The organism is uncultured Pseudacidovorax sp., assembly GCF_913773995.1.
Lineage (GTDB): Bacteria > Pseudomonadota > Gammaproteobacteria > Burkholderiales > Burkholderiaceae_C > Xenophilus.
Genome location: NZ_CAJYES010000098.1, coordinates 1 through 19,931 on the forward strand (window position 1 = coordinate 1; position 19,931 = coordinate 19,931).

General features: G+C 69.2%; 20 protein-coding genes and 1 pseudogene. 3 read left to right on the top strand and 18 right to left on the bottom strand.

Annotated features, from left to right (window positions below):
* From QZ772_RS08625 to hemN, 5 genes and pseudogenes are all read right to left on the bottom strand, one after another.
* Positions 1-448, bottom strand: a pseudogene (locus QZ772_RS08625) (hypothetical protein); the annotation flags it as partial.
* Between the two features lie 5 nt (positions 449-453).
* Positions 454-1,071, bottom strand: a complete 618-nt coding sequence (locus tag QZ772_RS08630) for a hypothetical protein (RefSeq protein ID WP_295524757.1) — start codon at positions 1,069-1,071, stop codon at positions 454-456.
* Positions 1,072-1,141: 70 nt separating this feature from the next.
* The gene (locus QZ772_RS08635; RefSeq protein WP_295524759.1) at positions 1,142-3,283 is read right to left on the bottom strand and encodes an SdrD B-like domain-containing protein; all 2,142 of its coding nucleotides are present in this window, start codon (positions 3,281-3,283) and stop codon (positions 1,142-1,144) included.
* A gap of 453 nt (positions 3,284-3,736) precedes the next feature.
* On the bottom strand, positions 3,737-4,492 hold the full coding sequence (locus QZ772_RS08640; RefSeq protein ID WP_295524761.1) for a sulfite exporter TauE/SafE family protein: 756 nt from the start codon (positions 4,490-4,492) through the stop codon (positions 3,737-3,739).
* Between the two features lie 6 nt (positions 4,493-4,498).
* Complete coding sequence (gene hemN, locus QZ772_RS08645) at positions 4,499-5,920, bottom strand: oxygen-independent coproporphyrinogen III oxidase (protein WP_295524763.1); 1,422 nt, start codon at positions 5,918-5,920, stop codon at positions 4,499-4,501.
* A 193-nt stretch (positions 5,921-6,113) separates the two neighbouring features.
* Here hemN and fnr point away from each other — a divergent pair, with 193 nt between their 5' ends.
* Positions 6,114-6,833: a fumarate/nitrate reduction transcriptional regulator Fnr gene (gene fnr / locus QZ772_RS08650; protein WP_114804033.1), complete on the top strand. Its 720-nt coding sequence runs from the start codon at positions 6,114-6,116 to the stop codon at positions 6,831-6,833.
* Between the two features lie 83 nt (positions 6,834-6,916).
* On the opposite strand, the gene QZ772_RS08655 is transcribed toward fnr, so the two are convergent.
* The 9 genes from QZ772_RS08655 to QZ772_RS08695 all read right to left on the bottom strand — a co-directional run bounded on the left by QZ772_RS08655 (position 6,917) and on the right by QZ772_RS08695 (position 14,940).
* On the bottom strand, positions 6,917-7,183 hold the full coding sequence (locus tag QZ772_RS08655; protein ID WP_017761485.1) for a hypothetical protein: 267 nt from the start codon (positions 7,181-7,183) through the stop codon (positions 6,917-6,919).
* Positions 7,184-7,292: 109 nt separating this feature from the next.
* Positions 7,293-7,586: a FixH family protein gene (locus QZ772_RS08660; protein ID WP_366510562.1), complete on the bottom strand. Its 294-nt coding sequence runs from the start codon at positions 7,584-7,586 to the stop codon at positions 7,293-7,295.
* Positions 7,587-7,631: 45 nt separating this feature from the next.
* Positions 7,632-9,080 carry a cytochrome c oxidase accessory protein CcoG gene (ccoG, locus tag QZ772_RS08665; protein WP_295524770.1) on the bottom strand — a complete coding sequence of 483 codons (1,449 nt, stop codon included), beginning with the start codon at positions 9,078-9,080 and terminating at the stop codon, positions 7,632-7,634.
* Between the two features lie 65 nt (positions 9,081-9,145).
* The gene (gene ccoP, locus QZ772_RS08670; protein WP_295524772.1) at positions 9,146-10,069 is read right to left on the bottom strand and encodes a cytochrome-c oxidase, cbb3-type subunit III; all 924 of its coding nucleotides are present in this window, start codon (positions 10,067-10,069) and stop codon (positions 9,146-9,148) included.
* Between the two features lie 37 nt (positions 10,070-10,106).
* Positions 10,107-10,244 carry a CcoQ/FixQ family Cbb3-type cytochrome c oxidase assembly chaperone gene (locus QZ772_RS08675; protein WP_017761489.1) on the bottom strand — a complete coding sequence of 46 codons (138 nt, stop codon included), beginning with the start codon at positions 10,242-10,244 and terminating at the stop codon, positions 10,107-10,109.
* Positions 10,245-10,266: 22 nt separating this feature from the next.
* Positions 10,267-10,899, bottom strand: coding sequence for a cytochrome-c oxidase, cbb3-type subunit II (gene ccoO, locus QZ772_RS08680; protein WP_295524774.1), 633 nt, complete (start codon positions 10,897-10,899; stop codon positions 10,267-10,269).
* A 19-nt stretch (positions 10,900-10,918) separates the two neighbouring features.
* Positions 10,919-12,358 carry a cytochrome-c oxidase, cbb3-type subunit I gene (gene ccoN, locus QZ772_RS08685; protein WP_295524794.1) on the bottom strand — a complete coding sequence of 480 codons (1,440 nt, stop codon included), beginning with the start codon at positions 12,356-12,358 and terminating at the stop codon, positions 10,919-10,921.
* A 68-nt stretch (positions 12,359-12,426) separates the two neighbouring features.
* Positions 12,427-12,564: a cbb3-type cytochrome oxidase assembly protein CcoS gene (gene ccoS, locus QZ772_RS08690; RefSeq protein ID WP_295524776.1), complete on the bottom strand. Its 138-nt coding sequence runs from the start codon at positions 12,562-12,564 to the stop codon at positions 12,427-12,429.
* A gap of 12 nt (positions 12,565-12,576) precedes the next feature.
* On the bottom strand, positions 12,577-14,940 hold the full coding sequence (locus QZ772_RS08695) for a cation-translocating P-type ATPase (RefSeq protein ID WP_295524778.1): 2,364 nt from the start codon (positions 14,938-14,940) through the stop codon (positions 12,577-12,579).
* Positions 14,941-15,044: 104 nt separating this feature from the next.
* On the opposite strand from QZ772_RS08695, the gene QZ772_RS08700 reads away from it, so the two are divergent.
* Together QZ772_RS08700 and QZ772_RS08705 are read left to right on the top strand one after the other, a co-directional pair.
* Positions 15,045-15,488, top strand: a complete 444-nt coding sequence (locus QZ772_RS08700; protein ID WP_295524780.1) for a universal stress protein — start codon at positions 15,045-15,047, stop codon at positions 15,486-15,488.
* A 74-nt stretch (positions 15,489-15,562) separates the two neighbouring features.
* A complete protein-coding gene (locus QZ772_RS08705) occupies positions 15,563-15,988 on the top strand; it encodes a universal stress protein (RefSeq protein ID WP_295524782.1) in 426 nt (141 codons plus the stop codon).
* Between the two features lie 104 nt (positions 15,989-16,092).
* Here QZ772_RS08705 and QZ772_RS08710 read toward each other — a convergent pair whose 3' ends face one another.
* The 4 genes from QZ772_RS08710 to QZ772_RS08725 all read right to left on the bottom strand — a co-directional run.
* The gene (locus QZ772_RS08710) at positions 16,093-17,640 is read right to left on the bottom strand and encodes a malonyl-CoA synthase (RefSeq protein ID WP_295524785.1); all 1,548 of its coding nucleotides are present in this window, start codon (positions 17,638-17,640) and stop codon (positions 16,093-16,095) included.
* A gap of 69 nt (positions 17,641-17,709) precedes the next feature.
* Entirely contained in the window at positions 17,710-18,486 is a 777-nt protein-coding gene (locus QZ772_RS08715; protein ID WP_295524787.1) for an enoyl-CoA hydratase-related protein, read from the bottom strand.
* 11 nt (positions 18,487-18,497) lie between these two features.
* On the bottom strand, positions 18,498-19,487 hold the full coding sequence (locus tag QZ772_RS08720; RefSeq protein WP_295524790.1) for a tripartite tricarboxylate transporter substrate binding protein: 990 nt from the start codon (positions 19,485-19,487) through the stop codon (positions 18,498-18,500).
* An 83-nt stretch (positions 19,488-19,570) separates the two neighbouring features.
* The coding region (locus QZ772_RS08725) for a malonyl-CoA decarboxylase family protein (RefSeq protein WP_295524792.1) at positions 19,571-19,931 on the bottom strand (361 nt) is incomplete at its 5' end.

Genomic DNA, 19,931 nt, shown 5'->3' on the forward strand with positions numbered 1-19,931 from the left:
TGCCGGAACCCGCGTTGGTCCAGGCCGCGACAGTCAGGCTTCCAGGCTGGGTGCCGGCCGAGACCGTGGGTGCGCTTCCATCCCAGTTCACGGCCGTGTTGTTGCCGGCGGCTGGCGGTGTCGGCACCGCCGGAATGCTGAGCGACGGCGTCCAGCTCAGATTGGCCTGCACGCCGCTGGCGGCACCGACGCGCAGCAGGATGAGCTTGGGCACCGTCACCGAGAGGTTGACCCGTCCGGTGGCCGTAAGCGTGCCCGAACCTGCAGCGTTGTAGCCATACGTCGACTCGGCACCCGCAGGAAAGGCCATGGCAACCGTGGCGGCCAAGATGGTGCTGGCCCGGAGGACAGGCCAAACAAGGCCGGCCCGAATCTGCTTCGTGCCGGCCGAGAGGGCCAGGCAATCCCGTTGGCGACGCGTCGTGTCGTGCATCGTGATGTTTTGCATGCCGCTCACACCCCGGTTGCCGTATACGTCACCGTCGTCGTGTACGCGCCCGCGGTCCAGCTGGAAGCCGTACCGCCCAACGCATAGGCCCAGGTGCCGGTCGCCAGTGTGTTGCTCGTGAAACTGGTGGACGCGCAGGCGCCCAGCGTCGCGCCCGGATGAGGCAGCGTGCCGGTGGCCGTGACGGCGAAGTTGGCGTTGGCCGGTCCGCCACTGGCGGGGCTCCAGGCGGCAACCGAGCAATTGATGGTGCCGGTCCCGGCATTGGTCCAGGCGCTGACCGTGAGCGCGCCGGGGTTGGTGCCTGCGGTGACCGTCGGCGCCGTGGCGTCCCACGCCACCGCCGTGTTGTTGCCTGCCACGGGTACCGTGGGTGTCGCCGGGATGCTGTAGGTCGACGTCCAGGACAAGGTGTCGACGGTCGTGTTGGCGCTGCCGATGCGCAGAAGGATCAACTTGGGCACCGTCACCGACAGATTGACGCGTGCCGTGGCCGTCACGGTGCCGCTGCCGGCCGCGTTGTAGCCGTAGGTGGACTCGGCCAGCGCCGTGCCGCTCACCAACGTCAGGCCGGCGAGTGCGCCGACCAGCAGGTGGCGCAAGAACAGTTGCTTCGATGTCATGGGTTCCTCTCTGTGGTGTGGAAAAAGGAGAAATAGCTAAGTCCGGCCGTCGCAACGGCCCGGCGGGCGCTCATGGCGCCCCTCTTGCCAACGGAATCTGGAGATGGCTCGCGCCCCGCAGAGGCACGTCCACGGTCTGCGCGGCACCGGCATCCGACCAGGGCAGCGGGACGCTCTCGGTCGCCAGACTGACCTGGTGTCGACCGACCGCGACGGTGGGAAAGGCGAAGCGGCCGTCCCCGTCGGTGGTGGTCCGGTAACGCCCGTCCAGGACCACCTCTATGCCCCGGGCACCCCGCTCGCCAGCGCCTTGAAGGCCATCGCCATCGGCGTCGAAGAACACGCGGCCCTCGATGTCGCCGCTGCCCGCATTGCCGGGACGGCGCTCGCCCAGGGGGGCATAGGCCCGTCCCGCTTGCCCTTGCCAGCGGACGTAGAGGTAGACCGACTTGTCGTTGCTGCGATAGACCTGCGGCGCATCGAAGGCCGCCGGCACCAGTGCCGAGCGCGCCTGGTTGAGGCTGAGCATCGCGCCCACGCGCCAGCCGGACGTGAGGGCCCGGTCGAGCGAGACACTGCCGGAGAGCCCGCGGCTGGTCGACAGGTTGCTGCTGCGTGAGGTGTAGCGCAGGCTGCCCTGGAGCTCGAGCGCGCTGTCCAGGCTCTGGCGGAACTGGACACCGGCAGTCGGATAGCGCTGGGTGGCGGCCCGGCCCTCGTCGCGCGCAAAGCCCAGGGTCGTGGTCAGTTGCATCGCACGGCCGGCGTTGCGCGCGTCGAACCAGTCCTGCTCCCACGTCAATTCCTGCCCTGTGGCGGCGTCGCTGTCCGCCGCGACATAACGGTTGCGCTGCACCGTCAGAGCCAGCCGGCTGCGCGGTAGACCACCGAATCGCGTCTGCGCATAGAGGGTGGCCGCCATGCTGCGCTGTGTGGTGGCCGGGTCGGCAGCACCGCCCCCACCGTCGACAGAAGCGTCCGGCCCGTTCCGGCTGTGCACATGGGTGGCGTAGACGTTGCCGCCGAACAGCGTCTCGCGGCTCACCAGGTACTGGGCGTTGGCCGTGTATGCCCATCGTGAACGGTCGAACCCGGCGCGCGTGGGGTCGAGCGGCGAGCGGTCGGCATCGATGCCCGCGCCCCAGCTGAGCCTGGCGCTGCTGCTGTCGATCCGCCAATGGCCGCCGCGGGTGCCGGTCCACAGTGGCGCATCGCCGAAATGCAGGTTGGGCTGCGCGGCATAGGCACTGAAGCTGTGCCTGACATTGCCGATCCGCATCGCCCCTTCGCCGAAGAAGCCGGCCGCGCTGCCCTGCGCGACACCAGCCGTGCGGCTGCTGACGCTGCTGACGATCAGCGTGGCGCGCAATCGCGGCTCCCCCTCGCGCAGTGGCCACGGATTGCGTCCGAACGACGCGGCCATGCTGCGCACGTCCTTGCTGCCCGCGCCCTGGCCGGTCAGCCGGTCGCTGTAGTAGGCGGGAACGTCGTCGGCCTGCTCGACCTGCAGCGCGGCGAAGAGGTCGCCATCGAGCTTGCGTGTCGTCCCCAGCCAGCTGCGGCTACCCTGGCTTCGCTCGAAGGCAGGGTAAGGTCCACCCACCAGCCAGCCACGCTGGCCGCTGCCCATCCGCCACTCGCCGTCGTCGTCGAACAGCCGCACGGCCATGCCGCGCAGCGGCGTGGTGCCGAGACTCAGCCGGTCGTGCCGCAACAGGCCATCGGTGCGCTCGGCATGGAAGTCGCCCACCGTGGCGTCGACGAAACGGCTGGGCGTCAGCGGCAACCCCAGCACCCGGAGGGCGAACCGGCCGCCGCTGGGCTCGCTCGACATGCCCAGCGTGCCCGCGCCGTAAAGGCTGGCCTCGGGATCACCCCGATACGCGCGGCCGTCGAACTGCAATGACCAGTCCCCGAGGTTGAGGGTCTCGCGCCGGTACTCGGCGCGGATGCCGGCCTCCGCGCCCCGCGAGGTGCGGGAGCCCGTGGCCGCCGACCGGCCCCAGCCCGCGCGGGATTCCAGCAGCCACGACCGCACACCCTCGGGTGCAGCAGCGGACGAGGGCCCCTGGGCTTCGCCGGCGGCCGGCTCGGCGTCGTCCATCACCCGATCGACGTAGGTGGGCGGGCCCTGTTCCAGCTGGCTGCGCAACCGCGCCTGCTCCGCCTCGAACCGGCTCATCGGCTGCACCCGCAATTCGCTGGCCGCCAAGGTCTGGGCCGCACAAGGGGCAAGGCCCGCGATGAACGCACATGCAGCAACGGCCAGGCGGGTGGGGGCAAGGCGCGCATGCACATGAACGGCCGTCAATCCAGTGCGCCCTGGCTCTGGGCGACGAAGCGCCGCACGATGTCGCGCCCCCGCAGCCGGCCTTGGCCACGCCGATCCAGCGAAAAGACAGTGGTTGTCGAGGGAAGCTTCGACATGGCGGGCCCGTGGACTCCTTGTGCCTGAACGGCGAGGCGACGGAGCAGCCCGTGCTGTACGAGCACCGGCCCACCCCGACTTGGAAACTTCATCCGAAGTTATGCCGAAGTGCGCGGGAGCCCAAGGAACTTATGTACAGCCCCTCTCTTTAGCGGCATGCAGCCGACAAAACGTGATCAACAGTAAAAATTCGGTTCAGTAACACCGCGGCGGGCCGGGCCGCTACGGGTCGGACGCTCAGGCGCACCAGCGCGCGATGTCGCGGTGGAGGTCCGTCCAAAGCGCATAGGCCGCGACGACCATGAGGAGCGCCCCGGCAACACGGCTGGCCCAGACCGGCTGTGCGCCGTCCGGCCCGCGCCGCAGCAGATGCCAGAGCCAGGGTGCGCCGCTGAGTGCCACGGCGCCGCCCAGCGCGAACAGGCCCATGACCAGGGCACCCTGCAGCGGCTGCGACGCCAGGGCGGCAAGCATGAGCGCGGAATAGAGCATGCCGCAGGGCATGAGCACCCAACCCGCGCCGAGCAGCATCCGGCGCGCTGGACTGGCCGCGAGCGGCCGCAAGCGGCGCAGCGCAGCGGCCCCGACCCGCGATGCCCACAACGGTTGCCGCCCCAAGGCGACCAGCAACAGGCCCCAGGCCAGGATGCCCGCGTGCATCAGGACCCACGCCGGCCGCAGCAAGGAGATGCTGTCCCGGAGCCACGCCAGCGTGTCGAAAGCCGCTGCCACGACGGCGCCGGCGGCCGCATAGCCGAGCAAGCGCCCCAGTTGGAAGGCTGCCGATGGCCCGCCCAGGTGATTCGGCGCGGCAAGTCCGGATGCGGAAGCATCCGAACGCGCCAGGGGTAGCAGAGGCACCACCGCATGCTGCGGCTCAGGGCGCGGCGGTACGAGCGCTGCGCAGGCGGGCCCGCACATGACGGCGCAATGTGGCGCGCCGGTCAGCCCCAGCAGCAGGGCCGACACCGCGAGCGCGCCGGATGCATCCATCACGCTTCAAATGATCCGCGAGAAGCGCGTGCGTGCCCGGTCGGCCTGCAGATAGCGGTCGAACACCATGGCGATGGCGCGCACCACATACCAGCCGGCCGGCGTGACCTCGAGTTCCCGCGCATCCAGGCGCACCAGCCCCTGCTCCGCCAGGGGCTGCAACGCCTGCAGCTCGGCCGCGAAGTACTGGCGGAAGTCCACCAGATTGGCGGCGCCCATGGCCTCGAAGTCGATGCGGCCCTGGCACATGATGGCCATGATGACCGCGCGGCGCACCACGTCGTCGCGGCCCAGGGCCAGGCCGCGCACCACGGGCAGTTGGCCCTGCTGCAGGCGGTCGCGGTAGTCCTCCAGCGTCTTGGCGTTCTGGCTGTAGCTGGCACCGACGCGGCCGATGGCCGAGACGCCCAGGCCGATGATGTCGCAGTCGGGCTGGGTGCTGTAGCCCTGGAAGTTGCGGTGCAGCCGGCCCTGGCGCTTGGCCACGGCCAGGGCGTCCTCCGGCACCGCGAAGTGGTCCATGCCGATGTAGACGTAGCCCGCCTCGCCGAACACGCCGATGGCGCGCGAGAGCATGTCGATCTTGGTGGGGCCGTCGGGCAGCTCCTGCGACAGGATGCGGCGCTGCGGCTTGAAGCGCTCAGGCAGATGGGCGTAGGCGTACAGGGCGATGCGGTCGGGCCGCAGTTCCACCACCTGCGCCAGCGTGCGCTCGAAGGACGTGCTGTTCTGCCGCGGCAGGCCGTAGATCAAGTCGGCGTTGATCGAAGCGAAGCCCAGCCGCCGTGCGGCGGCCATCAGCGCGAAGACCTCGGCCGCCGGCTGGATGCGGTGCACCGCCTTCTGAACCTGCGCATCGAAGTCCTGGATGCCGAAGCTCAGGCGGTTGAAGCCCAGCGCCGCCAAGTGGGACAGACGGGCCTCGTCCACCGTGCGCGGGTCGACCTCGATGGAGCATTCCGCGCCCGGCAGGAAGTCGAAGGCCTCGCGCAGCGCCGTCATCAGCGTGGAGAGCTCGTCGTCGCTGAAGAAGGTGGGGGTGCCGCCGCCCAGATGCAACTGGCTCACCGGCTCGCCGCGGCCCAGTTCGGCCACCTGCAGGCGCAGCTCGCACAGCAGGTCCTGCAGGTATTCGGCTGCGCGCTCATGGTGGCGCGTGATGATCTTGTTGCAGGCGCAGTAGTAGCAGAGCGACTCGCAGAACGGGATGTGCACGTACAGCGACAGCGGCAGCGCGCGCGCGCCGGCCGCCTCGCGGCGCTGGACCAGGGCCTGCGCATACTCCGCGGGACCGAAGGCCTCCACGAAGCGGTCGGCGGTCGGGTAGGAGGTGTAGCGCGGGCCCGGCACGTCGAAACGGCGCAGCAGCGACGTCGACAGCACCGCGGGCTCGGCCGCGCAGGAGGACGGGATGGGCAGGGAACTCATCGCAGCAGGAGGGCACAGCAGCGCCAGGGTTGTTGCCTCTAATGTGCGTTCGAAGCCATGATCGGCGCTTGATCCACGTCAAACAGAAAGTTGATCGCTGTCGGAGAATGACTGACAAGGGAGCCTTCGGACGCCACAGACCCCACGAGCGAGGCGTCGGGCCGTCCCCCCACCCTACAGAGTCGGACTCACCATGACCCCAGAATCCATCAAAGTCGCTTGTTCCAACTGCAACCTGCGCGAGTTGTGCATGCCCGTGGGCCTGTCGCCGGAGGAACTGCAGCGACTGGATTCGCTGGTCGCCACGCGCCGCAAGGTGCGCCGCAAGGAACTGCTGTTCCACAACGGCGAGCAGTTCGTCTCGCTCTACGCCATCCGCACCGGCGTGTTCAAGACCCGCATCACCTCCGAGGACGGCCGCGACCAGGTCACCGGCTTCCAGATGGCCGGCGAGATCATCGGCCTGGACGGCATCGTCAACGACCGCCATACCTGCGACGCCGTGGCTCTGGAGGATTCCGAGGTCTGCGTGATGCCCTTCGACCGCATCGAGGAGCTGTCGCGCGAGGTGTCGGCGCTGCAGCGCCATGTGCACCAGATCATGAGCCGCGAGATCGTGCGCGAGCATGGCGTGATGCTGCTGCTGGGCAGCATGCGCGCCGAAGAGCGTCTGGCCGCCTTCCTGCTGAACCTGGTGCAGCGCCTGCACGCGCGCGGCTTCTCGGCCTCCGAGCTGGTGCTGCGCATGACCCGCGAGGAGATCGGCAGCTACCTGGGCCTCAAGCTCGAGACCGTGAGCCGCACCCTCTCCAAGTTCGTCGATGACGGCGTGGTCGAGGTCAACCAGCGGCATGTGCGCATCCTCGACGCGGAAGCGCTGCGGCGGATGGTCAACCCCACGGTCTGCGCCTGAGCCCCGGGGCCGGCGGCCCGCCAGGCCAGCCGGCACACCATCAACAAGAAGGACGCCTCGGCGTCCTTCGTCGTTTCAGGGGTTCAGGCCTGCCCGGCAGGCCCGGGCTGCGCGTTGACCTGGGCCGGCGTGCGCATCAGCAGTGCCGTCGTCGCGCTGCACACCATGGTCACGACCCAGAAGCCGAAGAAGCCCAGCGCGTAGATGGCCTGCCGCGGCATCTCAAGCACATGGCCGAACCAGCGCAGCTCGGCCGGATCGACGAAGCCGAAGACCAGGAACTCCATCAGACAGGCGGCCAGGAAGGCCGGCCAGGCGATGGCCATCAGGCAGTGAGGCTGGCGCAGCATGCTGGAGGTCTCCGTCTTCTTGGTTGCGGGGCGCCGACCGCCCCGCGGGCGGCGCCGCAGCGGGGCATGTCTGGCCGCGGACGGTCGTGCCGGTGAGCGACGCGCCATGTCAAGGCTGTGCGGGAGGCAGGTTCCGCGTTGGCGTTGTCACGTGATTGCGGGCCTGCTGCGCGGGGGTCAGCGCGCGCTGGGCCTCCAGCGTGCGGTTGATCTCGATGCCGCGGCGGTAGTAGTCGGCCTCGATCACCGGATCGGGGCTGTGCACTGCCAGCCACAGCGTGGCAAGGCCGGCCACCACCACCGCGGCGGGGCCGCCCACCACCATCCACATCAGCGGATGGCGCCACCAGGGGCCACTGGAAGGCTCGACACGGGGTGCGGAAGCAAGCGTCGTCGGATTCATCATGGGTCCTCGTCGTGATGGTTGCGTAGTCGCTGCGCTGCGAAATCAGCGCGGCACCAGGAAGGCGGCCTTCTCGGCCACATGGGCGCCGCCGCCCTCCTCGCCCACCTCGATGCGCACGCTGTGCGAACCGGGGGTGGCACTGCCGTAGGGAATGCTCAGCCGCACGGCCACCCAGCGGGCCTCGGCCGGACCGACCTCCACCGGCGTGTCGGGGGAGACGGCAATGCCCTCCAGCCCCTGCGCCGCGAGCCGGTACTTCTGCGGCCGCTCGGTGGCATTCATGATCTGGAGGCGGTAGACGTTCTCCAGCCGGCCGCCTTCGGCAATGCGGGCCAGCGACGCGCGGTCGCGCACCACGTCCACCTTCAGCGGTGTGCGGGCCACCAGGCTGACCAGCATGCCCACCACCAACAGCATGAGCACCGAGGCATAGACGAGCACGCGCGGCCGCAGCACGCGGCGCCACAGCTGCGCGCGACTCCAGTGGCCCGCCATGCCGTTGACCGTGTCGTAGCGGATCAGGCCGCGCGGATAGTTCATCTTCTCCATCACGGTGTTGCAGGCATCCACGCACTGGCCGCAACCGATGCATTCGTACTGCAGGCCCTGGCGGATGTCGATGCCCGTGGGGCAGACCTGCACGCACAGGTCGCAGTCGATGCATTCGCCCAGGCCGCGGGCTTTGTAGTCCACGCTGCGGCCCCGCGGCGCCCGCGGCTCGCCGCGGGCCGGGTCGTAGGTGACGATCAACGTGTCGCGGTCGAACATGGCGCTCTGGAAGCGCGCATAAGGGCACATGTACTTGCACACCTGCTCGCGCATGAAGCCGGCGTTGCCATAGGTGGCGAAGGCATAGAAGAAGACCCAGAACACCTCCCAGGAGCCCATCTGCGTCTGCAGGAAGGCCAGGCCCAGCTCGCGCACGGGCGTGAAGTAGCCCACGAAGGTGAAGCCCGTCCACATCGCGATGGCGATCCACACGATGTGCTTGTAGGCCTTCTTGACCAGCTTCTCCATGGAAAGCGATTCGCCGTCCAGCCGTATGCGCGCCGTGCGGCTGCCCTCGATCCTCTGCTCGACCCACATGAAGATCTCGGAGTACACCGTCTGCGGGCACGCATAGCCGCACCACAGACGCCCCGCCACGGCCGTGAACAGGAAGAGCGAGAGCGCCGAGATGACCAGCAGACCCGACAGGTAGATCAGGTCCTGCGGATACAGCACCAGCCCGAACAGGTAGAAGCGCCGCGATGCCAGGTCGAACAGCACCGCCTGCCGCTCGCCCCAGCTCAGCCACGGCAGGCCGTAGAACACGAGCTGCGTGGCGACCACCATGGCCCAGCGCCAGCGCGCGAACAGGCCCTGCACCGCACGCGGGTAGATCTTCTTGCTGGCGGCGTACAGCGACACGGCCTCCTCGGCCGGCGGCTCGGCGGCGATGGGGATGACGCGCCGCGTATTGGGCGTGGGCGCGTTGGAAGATGCGGACATGGCGGTGGGCGCCCGCAGGCGCCAGGGTTGCGTAAGAGGTCGGACTCGTCGGTTCAGGAAGCCGCTCAGGGCTTGGCCGAAGCCGTGGCGGCGTTGTTCGACAGGCCCCAGACATAGGCCGCGAGCACGCGGATTTGCGCCTCGGTCAGCCGCTCGTTCTGCGCCGGCATCACGTTCTGCTTGCCGTTGTTGACCATGGCCATGATGGCGGCCTCGCCGTAGCCGTGCAGCCAGATGTTGTCGTTGAGCCGCGGCGCACCCAGCGCCTGGTTGCCGCCGCCGTCCGCGCCGTGGCAGGCCGCGCAGACCGCGAACTTGGCCTTGCCCAGGCCGGCGCGCACCGAATCGTGCGGGCTGCCCGACAGGCTGAGCACGTAGTTGGCCACGTTCTTCACGTCGTCCGCCGTGCCCACGGCCGCGGCCATGGGAGGCATGACGCCGACGCGGCCCATCGTGATGGTCTCGATGATCTTGTCGGGCGTGCCGCCGTGCAGCCAGTCGTTGTCGGTCAGGTTGGGAAAGCCCTTGCTGCCCCGTGCGTCCGAGCCGTGGCACTGGGCGCAGTTGTTCATGAACAGCCGCTCGCCGATTGCGCGAGCTGCGGGGTCGGCGGCCACCTGCTCCACCGGTGCGCTGGCAAAGCGCGCATAGACCGGGGCCAGCTCTGCATTGGCCTTCTCGACCTCGGCCTTGTACTCGCCGGCCGAGCTCCAGCCCAGCTTGCCCTGCACACTGCCCAGGCCCGGGAAGAAGGCCAGGTAGCCCACCGCGAAGACGATGGTGATGATGAACAGGCCCACCCACCACAGCGGCAGCGGGTTGTTGGCTTCGCGCAGGTCCTCGTCCCAGACATGGCCGGTGGTGTTGTCCTTGTCGGCGACGACGCGCTTGCGCGCCGTCATCCACAGCAGGATCGCGCAGCCCAGGATGCTCAGTACCGTGGCGGCGATGACGTAGTTCGACCAGAAGTTGTTGATGAAGTCGCTCATCGTGATCTCTCTCGTTCGATGCGTTGGCGCGGGGCGCTCAGTCCTGCTCGAAGGGCAGGCGTGCTGCCTCCTCGAAGCCGGCACGGTTGCGCCGCGCGTAGGCCCAGGCCACGATGCCCAGGAAGAGCACGAAGCACACGACAGTGGCGATGGAACGCAGGGTGGTCAGGTCCATGATGTGGGTACTCCTCGTTCGATCACTTCAGGGCACGGCCCAGCGACTGCAGGTAGGCGATGGTGGCTTCCATCTCGGTCTTGCCCTCAACGGCGGCCTGGGCACCGGCGATGTCCTCGTCGGTGTAGGGCACGCCCACCTTGCGCAGGGCCCGCATGTGGGACGGCAGGGCCGCGGCGTCGACGGTGTTCTTCTCCAGCCAGCTGTAGGCGGGCATGTTGGACTCGGGCACCACGTCGCGCGGGTTGTTCAGGTGGATGCGGTGCCACTCGTCGCTGTACTTGCCGCCCACGCGCTGCAGGTCGGGGCCGGTGCGCTTGCTGCCCCACTGGAAGGGGTGGTCGTACACGAACTCGCCGGCCACCGAGTAGTGACCATAGCGCAGCGTCTCGGCGCGGAAGGGGCGGATCATCTGCGAGTGGCAGTTGTAGCAACCCTCGCGCAGGTAGATGTCGCGTCCGGCCAGCTGCAGCGCGGTGTAGGGCTTGAGGCCGGCGATGGGCTCGGTGGTGGACTTCTGGAAGAACAGCGGCACGATCTCCACCAGGCCGCCGACGGCGACGACCAGCAGGATCAGCACGATCATCAGGAAGTTGTTGGTCTCGACCTTCTCATGCGAGAAGCCGGTGGACGTGGAGGGCGTCGTCTGGCTCATGTTCTTGTGCTCCGTTCGATCAGGCATGGGCCGCTTGCGGGGCCGGGATGGTGGCGCGCACGGCACGGCCCGAGATCACGGTCATCCACACGTTCCAGGCCATGACCAGCATGCCGCCCAGGTACAGCAGGCCGCCCAGCAGGCGCACCACATAGAAGGGGAAGGTGGCCTTCACGCCTTCGGCGAAGGTGTAGGTGAGCGTGCCGTCGGGGTTGATGGCGCGCCACATCAGGCCCTGCATCACGCCGGCGATCCACATGGCGGCGATGTAGAGCACGATGCCGATGGTGGCCATCCAGAAGTGAAGCTCGATGGCCTTGATGCTGTGCATCGTGGTGCGGCCCCACATGCGCGGGATCAGGTAGTAGAGCGAGCCCATCGAGATCAGGCCGACCCAGCCCAGGGCGCCGGAGTGCACGTGGCCGATGGTCCAGTCGGTGTAGTGGCTGAGGGCGTTGACCGTCTTGATGGACATCATCGGGCCCTCGAAGGTGGACATGCCGTAGAAGGACAGGGCCACGATCAGGAAACGCAGGATCGGGTCGGTGCGCAGCTTGTGCCAGGCACCCGACAGGGTCATGATGCCGTTGATCATCCCGCCCCAGCTGGGCGCCAGCAGGATCAGCGAGAACAGCATGCCCAGCGATTGCGTCCAGTCGGGCAGCGCGGTGTAGTGCAGGTGGTGCGGGCCCGCCCACATGTAGGTGAAGATCAGCGCCCAGAAGTGCACGATCGACAGGCGGTAGCTGTAGACCGGGCGCTCGGCCTGCTTGGGGATGTAGTAGTACATCATTCCCAGGAAGCCGGCGGTGAGGAAGAAGCCCACCGCGTTATGGCCGTACCACCACTGCACCATGGCGTCCTGCACACCGGCATAGGCCGAGTAGCTCTTCATCCAGCCCGCAGGCACTTCGGCGCTGTTGACCACATGCAGCAGGGCCACCGCGATGATGAAGGCACCGTAGAACCAGTTGGCCACGTAGATGTGCTTGACCTTGCGCGTGCCCACCGTGCCGAAGAACACGATGGCATACGACACCCAGACCAGCGTGATCAGGATGTCGATGGGCCATTCGAGCTCGGCGTATTCCTTGCCGGTGGTGTAGCCCAGCGGCAGGCTGATGGCCGCGGCCACGATGACGGCCTGCCAGCCCCAGAAGGTGAAGGCCGCCAGACCCGGCGCGAACAGCCGCGTCTGGCAGGTGCGCTGCACCACGTGGTAGCTGGTGGCAAAGAGTGCGCAGCCGCCGAAGGCGAAGATGACCGCGTTGGTGTGCAGCGGCCGCAGGCGCCCGTAGCTCAGCCAGGGAATGCCGAGGTTGAGATCGGGCCAGGTCAGCTGGGCGGCGATGATCACGCCGACGAGCATGCCGACCACGCCCCAGACCACGGCCATCAGCGAGAACTGGCGCACGACTGTGTCGTTGTAGAGCGCCGCAGGTGAGTGGGAGGACTGCATCTTGGGAACCAGGTTGAGGAACTTGTAGGCAGTGTCCGACTCGGTTCCCACCGGTCGATTGACGGAGATCAATCGCTTTGCAGAATGCGCGCGCCTTCCTGTTCCACGTCATCGAACTGGCCGCGCTCCACGGCCCACCACAGGCCCGCGATGACCAGCAGCACCAGCAGCACCGACAGCGGCACCAGCACGAAGAGGATGTCCATGGTCTTGCCCCTTCAGCCTAGCGGCACCAGCGTGGCATCCGCAGGCATGCGCTCTGCCGAGGCCACTGGCGTTTGGCGTTCGGCAGCATCCATGCGCGACAGGCGTGCGCTGTTGAGCACCACCACCAGCGAGCTGAGCGCCATGCCCAGACCCGCCAGCCAGGCCGGCAGCCAGCCCGCCAGCGCCAGGGGCACGCACAGCGCGTTGTAGGTCGCGGACCAGACCAGGTTCTGCCGCACGATGCGCAACGTGCGCCGCGCCTGTGCCACGGTGTCCGGCACCGCCTGCAGCGAATCGGCCAGCACCACGAAGTCGGCCCGCGCCTGCGTGAGCGGCACGGCATTGCCGAAGGCGAAGGAGGCATCGGCCTGCGCGATCACCGGCCCGTCGTTGAGACCGTCGCCCACCATGGCCACCGCCCTGCCCTGCGCCTGCAGGCGGCGCACCTCGTGCAGCTTGTCCTCGGGGCTGCAGCCGCCGCGCGCGGTGTCGATGCCGGCACTGGCCGCCAGGCGGTGTGCCGCGGCCTCGCGGTCGCCGGAAAGCAGGCGCGGCGCCAGGCCCTGGGCCTTGAGTTGTGCGATCGCAGCCGGCGCCTCAGGCCGCAGGTCCTCGGCGAGCGCGAAGCTGGCCACCCAGCCCTCGTCGTCGCTGAGATGCACCTGCATGGCGTCGGTCTCGAGCGCGCGGGCCTCGCAGAAGGCGGCGCTGCCCAGACGGACATGGCGCGCCGGTGCATCGCCCTGCGACGGCCAGAGCGTGCCCTGCATGCCCTGGCCATGCTGCTCCTGCACGGCCTCGGCCCGCCATGCAGGCGGCAGGCGGTGCTGTGCCTCCCAGGCGTGGCGCAGCGCCCGTGCGGCCGGGTGCAGCGAGCCTTCGGCCAGTGCCACCGCGAGTTCGAGCGCGTCGCCGGGTAGCGTGCCGCGGCGGCTGTAGACGCGGTCCAACCGCGGCGTGCCGCGCGTGAGCGTGCCGGTCTTGTCGAAGACCACGGTCTGCGCCGTGGCCAGCGATTCCAGCGCCTGCATGTGGGCCACCAGCAGGCCACGCCGTGCCAGCGCCCCGGCGCTGGCCAGCATGGCCGCGGGCGTCGCCAGCGAGAGCGCGCAGGGACAGGTCACGATCAGCACCGAGACCGCGACCATCAGCGCATGACCCGGGTCCACCGGCCACCACCACAGCGCCGCACCGCCCGCCGCGAGCACCACCGCAAGAAGGAAGGGCCGCGCGATGCGGTCGGCCATCGCGGCCAGCCGCGGGCGCTGCATGGCCGCGCTTTCCATGAGCGCCACGATCTGCGCGAAGCGCGTGCCGCCGCCCACCTGACGCACGAGGACCAGCACGGGCGCCGACAGGTTGTGGCTACCGGCATGCACCGTCTCGCCGTAGGGCTTGGCCACGGGGCGCGACTCGCCGGTCAGCAGCGCCTCGTCGGCCAGCGTGTCGCCGTCGACCACGATGCCGTCCGCCGGAAAGGACTCGCCGGGGCGCACGCGCAGCACGTCGCCCACCTGCACGCGGCGCAGCGGCACGCGCTCGAAGCCGCCGTGGATCTGCCGCCGCTCGGCCGTCTCCGGCAGCCGGCCGGCCAGCGCATCGAGCGCACCCGCCGTGCGGTCGCGCAGCCGCGACTCCAGCCAGCGTCCCGTGAGCAGGAAGAACACGAACATGGTGAGCGAGTCGAAGTACACCTCATGGCCCAGCGGCCCTTCGGCGTCGAAGGTGCCGGCCGTGCTCACCGCGAAGGCGATGGCCATGCCCAGTGCCACCGGCACATCCATGCCGATGCGGCCATGGCGCAGATCGCGCCAGGCGCTGCCGAAGAACGGCCCGCAGGCGAAGGCCATGACGGGCAGCGTGAGCACCCACGAGGCCCAGCGCAACAGGCGCTCGATGTCGGGCGTCATCTCGCCCGGCCCGGCGACGTAGGCGGGCAGCGCATACATCATCACCTGCATCATGCACAGGCCGGCCACCAGCCAGCGGAAGAGCGCGCGCCTTGCTTCCTTCTGCCGTGCAATGCGCAGCGAGGCATCGGCGGCAGGCGCGAAGCGGTAGCCGGCCTCGGCCACGGCCGCGAACCAGCGCGAGGGCTGCACCTGCGTGGGCGACCACACGATGCGCGCACGGCGGCTCGCGGCATTGACCGTCACCTTGCGCACGCCGGGCAGGCGCAGCAGGGCGTCCTCGATGGTGAAGGCGCAGGCCGCGCAGTGGATGCCGTCGACGCAGACCTGCGACTCCCAGTCTCCGCCCGCGCGCAGTTCATGGCCGAAGGCCGGCCATTCGGCCGGGTCGTCGAGGGCCGTGCGGGCCTGGACGTCGGCTTCCGTCGGAGCGCTGGCGGAGCCTAGAGGAAGGACAGCTTGCATGCACCGATGCTGCGCGTGCGCACCCTCGTCGGCCTTGACCTCGGTCAAGTTTCAGCCGCGCCGTGCTGCCTATGCTGGAGCCACATCAACACGGAGCCTTCCTCATGTACCAGCGCATCCTCGTCCCGACCGACAGCTCCAGCCTGTCGAAGAAAGCCGTCCAGCATGCCATCGCGCTCGCCCAGACCTGCGGCGCCGAGGTCGTGGTGCTGAACGTCGTGCCCCGCTACCCGGTGAGCTATCTCGAAGGCGCCGTGGTGTTCGAGACGCAGGATGTGGCGCGCATCGAGAAGCAATGGTCGGAGCAGGCGCGCGAGCTGGTGGACAAGGTGGTGACGCAGGTGCAGGCCAAGGGCGTGAAGGCGCGGGCCGCGGTCGTCAAGTCCGACCTGGTGGCCGAGTCGATCATCAGTGCCGCGCGCAAGCACAAGGCCGACCTGATCGTGATGGCCTCGCACGGCCGCAAGGGCATCAAGCGGCTGCTGCTGGGCAGCGAGACGCAGCACGTGCTCACCCATTCCACATTGCCCGTGCTGGTATTGCGATGAGCGCGGGCCCCAGCGGCCACACTGGGCTGCGCCCTCGCGGCGCATGTCCTCACCCCAGAAAAGGAGCAAGAGCAATGAAGATCGTCGTCGCCGTGGATGGCAGTGAGTTCACCCGCAAGGCGTTGGACTACATCGCCGCCCAGCGAAGCATGTTTGTCGATGGCCATGAGTTGGTGCTGGTGCATGTGTGCCCGGCGCTGCCGCCGCATGCCAGCCGCCACATCGCGAAGGACACCCTGGCCGAGTACTACAAGGAAGAAGGCGCCAAGGTGATCGACCCGGTGAAGCAGCTGCTGCAAGGCCTGGGCATCGCCAACGCCTCGGTCCAGACCCGCCACGGGCAGGCCGCCGAGGAGATCGTGTCCGCCGCCAGGGAAGCCGGTGCCGGCCTGATCGTGATGGGCACCCGTGGCCAGGGCGCCCTGGGCCGTGCGCTCATGGGCTCGGTGGCCACAAAGGTGATCGCCGAGGCCGACCTGCCGGTGCTGCTGGTCCAGTAGCCGATTTGCGCCGGACATCCGGCACAGCATGACAAAGGCCGGCGCGGTTCACCGCAGCCGGCCTTCTTGTTGCGCCTGCCGCGATGACCCCGGCAGGCCTGCGTTCACGCGAACAGCGCCTTGTGTTGATCGCGCAAGAGCGCCTTCTGCACCTTGCCCATCTGGTTGCGTGGCAGCTCGTCGACGACGAAGCAGCGCTTGGGGATCTTGAAGTTGGCCAGCTTGGCCTTGAGCTCGGCCACGATGGCATCGGCGTCGGGCGAGGCACCCGGCTTGCCCACCACGACCGCCACGCCCACCTCGCCGAAGTCGGGATGGGGCACGCCCACCACCGCGCTCTCGGCCACGCCGGGCATCTCGTTGATGTAGCCCTCGATCTCGGCCGGGTACACGTTGTAGCCGCCGCTGATGATCAGGTCCTTGCTGCGGCCGACGATGGTCACGTAGCCCAGGGTGTCGACCTTGCCAACGTCGCCGGTCTTGAAGAAGCCGTCGGGCGTGAACTCCTCCTTGGTCTTCTCGGGCATGCGCCAGTAGCCGGCGAACACGTTGGGGCCGGCGACCTCGATGTTGCCGATCTCGTCGCGCTCGCAGTCACGCGGCGGCTTGCCGTCTTCGTAGGCCCGCACCCGCAGCTTGACGCCCGGCAGCGGAAAGCCCACCGTGCCGCCTCGCCGCGCGCCCTGCACCGAGGTGTAGGGATTGGAGGTCAGCATGATGGTCTCGCTCATGCCGTAGCGCTCCAGGATGGTGTGGCCGGTGCGCGTCTGCCAGTCGTTGAAGGTCTCGATGAGCAGCGGCGCCGAGCCGCTGATGAACAGGCGCATGTTGTCGCAGGCCGCCAGGCTCAGCGTGGGCTCGGCCAGCATGCGCACATAGAGCGTGGGCACACCCATGAAGACGGTCGCCTCGGGCAGCTTGGCAATGACGCGCTTGGGATCGAACTTGCCGAACCAGAGCATCTTGCTGCCGTTGAGCAGCGCGCCGTCGATGGCCACGAACAGCCCATGGACGTGGAAGATGGGCAGCGCGTGCAGCAGCACGTCGCCGTGCGTCCAGCCCCAGTAGGTCTTGAGCACCTCGGCATTGCTGCGCAGGTTGCGGTGCGACAGCATCGCGCCCTTGCTGCGGCCGGTGGTGCCGCTGGTGTAGAGGATGGCCGCCAGATCGTCGTCGGCCTTGCGCACGATCTCGTGCTCGGCGCTGCAGGTGGCCGCATGGCCCAGCAGCGTGCCGGTGCGGTCGTCGTCCAGCGTGAACACCCAGCGCGTGCCCGCCGTCTTGGCGATGGGCTCCACCCAGTCGAGGTTGGCGCTGGTGCACACCACCACCTCGGGCTCGGCATTGCCGATGAAGTACTCCATCTCGGCGCGCTGGTAGGCGGTGTTCAGCGGCAGGAAGACGTAGCCCGCGCGCAGCGTGGCCAGGTACAGCAGCATGGCCTCCACCGACTTCTCGACCTGCACCGCCACCCGGGCCCCAGCCTGCAGCCCCAGGCTGCCCAGCAGGTTGGCGATCATGGCGCTGGCCCGCTCCAGGTCGCGCCAGGAATAGGCCAGGCCGTCGTCGGTCTCGACGGCGATCTCGTCCAGGTCGTGCGGGAAGGCGGCGCGCAGCGCGGCAAAGAGGTTGGCGTTGGGCGTGGAGCTCATGAAGAGGGGAAGGCGAAGGAGCGGTTGGATGGGGAGGGGTTCTTGGACAGGGGCCGAGTATTCACGGATTCAGCCGAAGCGGGGCGGCCTTTTGGCCAGAAAGGCGTCGATGCCTTCGCGGTGCTCGGCCGAGTCGGCATAGTCGTAGGCGCCGGCCAGCAACTGCTGCATCTCGCCCGCGGCCAGGGCGCGGAAGGTGGCCTTGTGCAGCCGGGCGGCCTGGGGCGCCAGGCTAGCGATGCGCTGGGCATGGCGCCAGGCCGCATCGGCCACCTCCGCGTCGGGCAGCACGTCCAGAAGGAAACCCGCCGCCAGCAGCCTCGGCGCCGGATGCAGGCCGGCGGCCAGCAGCATGTCGCGCGCCAGCACGTCGCCGATCTGGCTGCGCACCAGCGCCGCCTCGCGCGGTGCCATCGGGAAGCCCAGCTTGGCGATGGGCGCGCCGAAGCGGGCCGAGGCGCCGGCCAGGCGGATGTCGCAGCAGCTGGCGATCTCCAGCCCCGCGCCCATGCAGGCGCCCTCGATCTGCGCCACCAGCGGCACCGGGCAGGCCAGCAGCGCCGCCAGCGCACCCCAGACCTCTTCCTCGTGGAAGTGCCGCAGGCTGGCCACGTCGTAGCGGAAGGCGGGGTATTCGGAGATGTCGCCGCCGGCGCAGAAGGCGCCGCCCTCCCCGCGCACGACCACGCAGCGAAGGCTGGCGTCGGTCGCCAACCCCTCGGCGGCGGCCTGCAGGCCATGCCACATGCCGCGGGTCATGGCGTTGAGCCGGCCGGGGTTGCGCAGCGTCAGGGTGGCGATGGCGCCTTCGCGCGCCAGGTCGATGGCATCGTTCTTGTCGCTCATGGAGGCCAAATCTATTCGAGTTTGGCTCCCGAGGCCTTGACCACCGCCGCCCAGCGCTTGACCTCGGCCGAGACGAACTGACCATAGGCCGCGCCGGTCAGGTTCGGGATCTCGGAGCCGTTGTTGGCCCAGATGGTCTTGAGCTCGTCGGCGGCCAGCGTCCGGCGCATGTCCTCGGTGATGCGCGCCGCCAGTTCGGGCGGCGTGCCCTTGGGCGCCCACAGGCCGTACCAGGTGGTGACGGTGTAGTCGGGCAGGCCCGATTCGCTGGCGCTGGGCACGTCGGGGAAGGCGGCATTGCGCTGCGCGCCCGAGACCATCAGCGCCTTGATGCGCCCGGCCTTGATGTGCTGGGCCGACGAGCCCAGCCCGTCGAACCCGCAGTCCACGTTGCCGGCGATCAGGTCCTGCAGCATCGGCCCGGCGCCGCGGTAGGGAATGTGCGTGATGAAGGTGCCGGTCTGCAGCTTGAAGAGCTCGCCCGCCAGGTGATGCGAGGTGCCCGCCCCGGCCGAGGCGTAGTTGAGCTTGCCGGGGTTCTGCTTGGCGTAGGCGATGAATTCCTTGATGCCCGGCTGGGTGACGCGCCGCGGGTTGACCACCACCACCTGCGGCACGTTGGCCAGCAGCATCAACGGCACGAAGTCGCGCTCGATGTCGTAGTCCAGCCTGGGGTAGATCGCCGGCGCGATGGCATGGTGCACCGCGCCCATGAACAGCGTGTGCCCGTCGGGCGCGCCCTTGGCCGCGATGCTGGCGCCCACGGTGCCGCCCGCGCCGCCACGGTTGTCGATCACCAGCGTGTGGCCGGTCGTCTTGGTGAACTGCGCCGCCAGCGGCCGGGCGAAGGCGTCGGTGCCGCCGCCGGCCGGAAAGGGCACGACCAGCGTCACGGGCCGGCTGGGCCAGGCGGTCTGGGCGCGCACGCCGGCGCAGGCGGCAGCGGCTCCGGCCGCGGCCAGGCGCAGCAGGCTGCGCCGATGGATCGGTTGGGGGGTCATGGCTTGTCTCCGTCTCTCGTCTTGGATGCGCCGGGGCCGGCGGCGCTTGTGGGATGGAATCGGCCCGGGGATTCAGCAGGCGCTCAGAGCAGCAGCCCCTCGATGTCGCCCGACACCGGCACCTTGCCGTCGGCGAGCAGGGCGCGGTGCTTGTCCAGGCGCTTGAGGTCGTACAGGTAGTTGACCATCAGCCCCCAGGACTGCTTGACGCCGTTGGGCGACAGGTCGGCCGCCCAGTTGAGCCGCTCGACCCGCGCACCATTGCCGAGGTGGAAGCGTGCCACCGGGTCCGCCGGCTTGCCATCCTGGCCGACCCGCCCCAGGTACTCGGCCGCCAAGTGCAGCAGCGTCTGACGCAGCGGCGAGCGCTCGCCCAGCGACGGCGCATCGTCCAGCGCCGCCAGCAGGCGGTCGGCCGTCGGCGGCACGCTGCCCAGGTGACGG

Bases quoted from the DNA above. Each gene is read 5' to 3' on its own strand.
- QZ772_RS08630 (WP_295524757.1), bottom strand. From the start codon at position 1,071: ATGACATCGAAGCAACTGTTCTTGCGCCACCTGCTGGTCGGCGCACTC.
- QZ772_RS08640 (WP_295524761.1), bottom strand. From the start codon at position 4,492: ATGGATGCATCCGGCGCGCTCGCGGTGTCGGCCCTGCTGCTGGGGCTG.
- hemN (WP_295524763.1), bottom strand. From the start codon at position 5,920: ATGAGTTCCCTGCCCATCCCGTCCTCCTGCGCGGCCGAGCCCGCGGTG.
- fnr (WP_114804033.1), top strand. From the start codon at position 6,114: ATGACCCCAGAATCCATCAAAGTCGCTTGTTCCAACTGCAACCTGCGC.
- QZ772_RS08655 (WP_017761485.1), bottom strand. From the start codon at position 7,183: ATGCTGCGCCAGCCTCACTGCCTGATGGCCATCGCCTGGCCGGCCTTC.
- QZ772_RS08660 (WP_366510562.1), bottom strand. From the start codon at position 7,586: ATGAATCCGACGACGCTTGCTTCCGCACCCCGTGTCGAGCCTTCCAGT.
- ccoG (WP_295524770.1), bottom strand. From the start codon at position 9,080: ATGTCCGCATCTTCCAACGCGCCCACGCCCAATACGCGGCGCGTCATC.
- ccoP (WP_295524772.1), bottom strand. From the start codon at position 10,069: ATGAGCGACTTCATCAACAACTTCTGGTCGAACTACGTCATCGCCGCC.
- QZ772_RS08675 (WP_017761489.1), bottom strand. From the start codon at position 10,244: ATGGACCTGACCACCCTGCGTTCCATCGCCACTGTCGTGTGCTTCGTG.
- ccoO (WP_295524774.1), bottom strand. From the start codon at position 10,899: ATGAGCCAGACGACGCCCTCCACGTCCACCGGCTTCTCGCATGAGAAG.
- ccoN (WP_295524794.1), bottom strand. From the start codon at position 12,358: ATGCAGTCCTCCCACTCACCTGCGGCGCTCTACAACGACACAGTCGTG.
- ccoS (WP_295524776.1), bottom strand. From the start codon at position 12,564: ATGGACATCCTCTTCGTGCTGGTGCCGCTGTCGGTGCTGCTGGTGCTG.
- QZ772_RS08695 (WP_295524778.1), bottom strand. From the start codon at position 14,940: ATGCAAGCTGTCCTTCCTCTAGGCTCCGCCAGCGCTCCGACGGAAGCC.
- QZ772_RS08700 (WP_295524780.1), top strand. From the start codon at position 15,045: ATGTACCAGCGCATCCTCGTCCCGACCGACAGCTCCAGCCTGTCGAAG.
- QZ772_RS08705 (WP_295524782.1), top strand. From the start codon at position 15,563: ATGAAGATCGTCGTCGCCGTGGATGGCAGTGAGTTCACCCGCAAGGCG.
- QZ772_RS08710 (WP_295524785.1), bottom strand. From the start codon at position 17,640: ATGAGCTCCACGCCCAACGCCAACCTCTTTGCCGCGCTGCGCGCCGCC.
- QZ772_RS08715 (WP_295524787.1), bottom strand. From the start codon at position 18,486: ATGAGCGACAAGAACGATGCCATCGACCTGGCGCGCGAAGGCGCCATC.
- QZ772_RS08720 (WP_295524790.1), bottom strand. From the start codon at position 19,487: ATGACCCCCCAACCGATCCATCGGCGCAGCCTGCTGCGCCTGGCCGCG.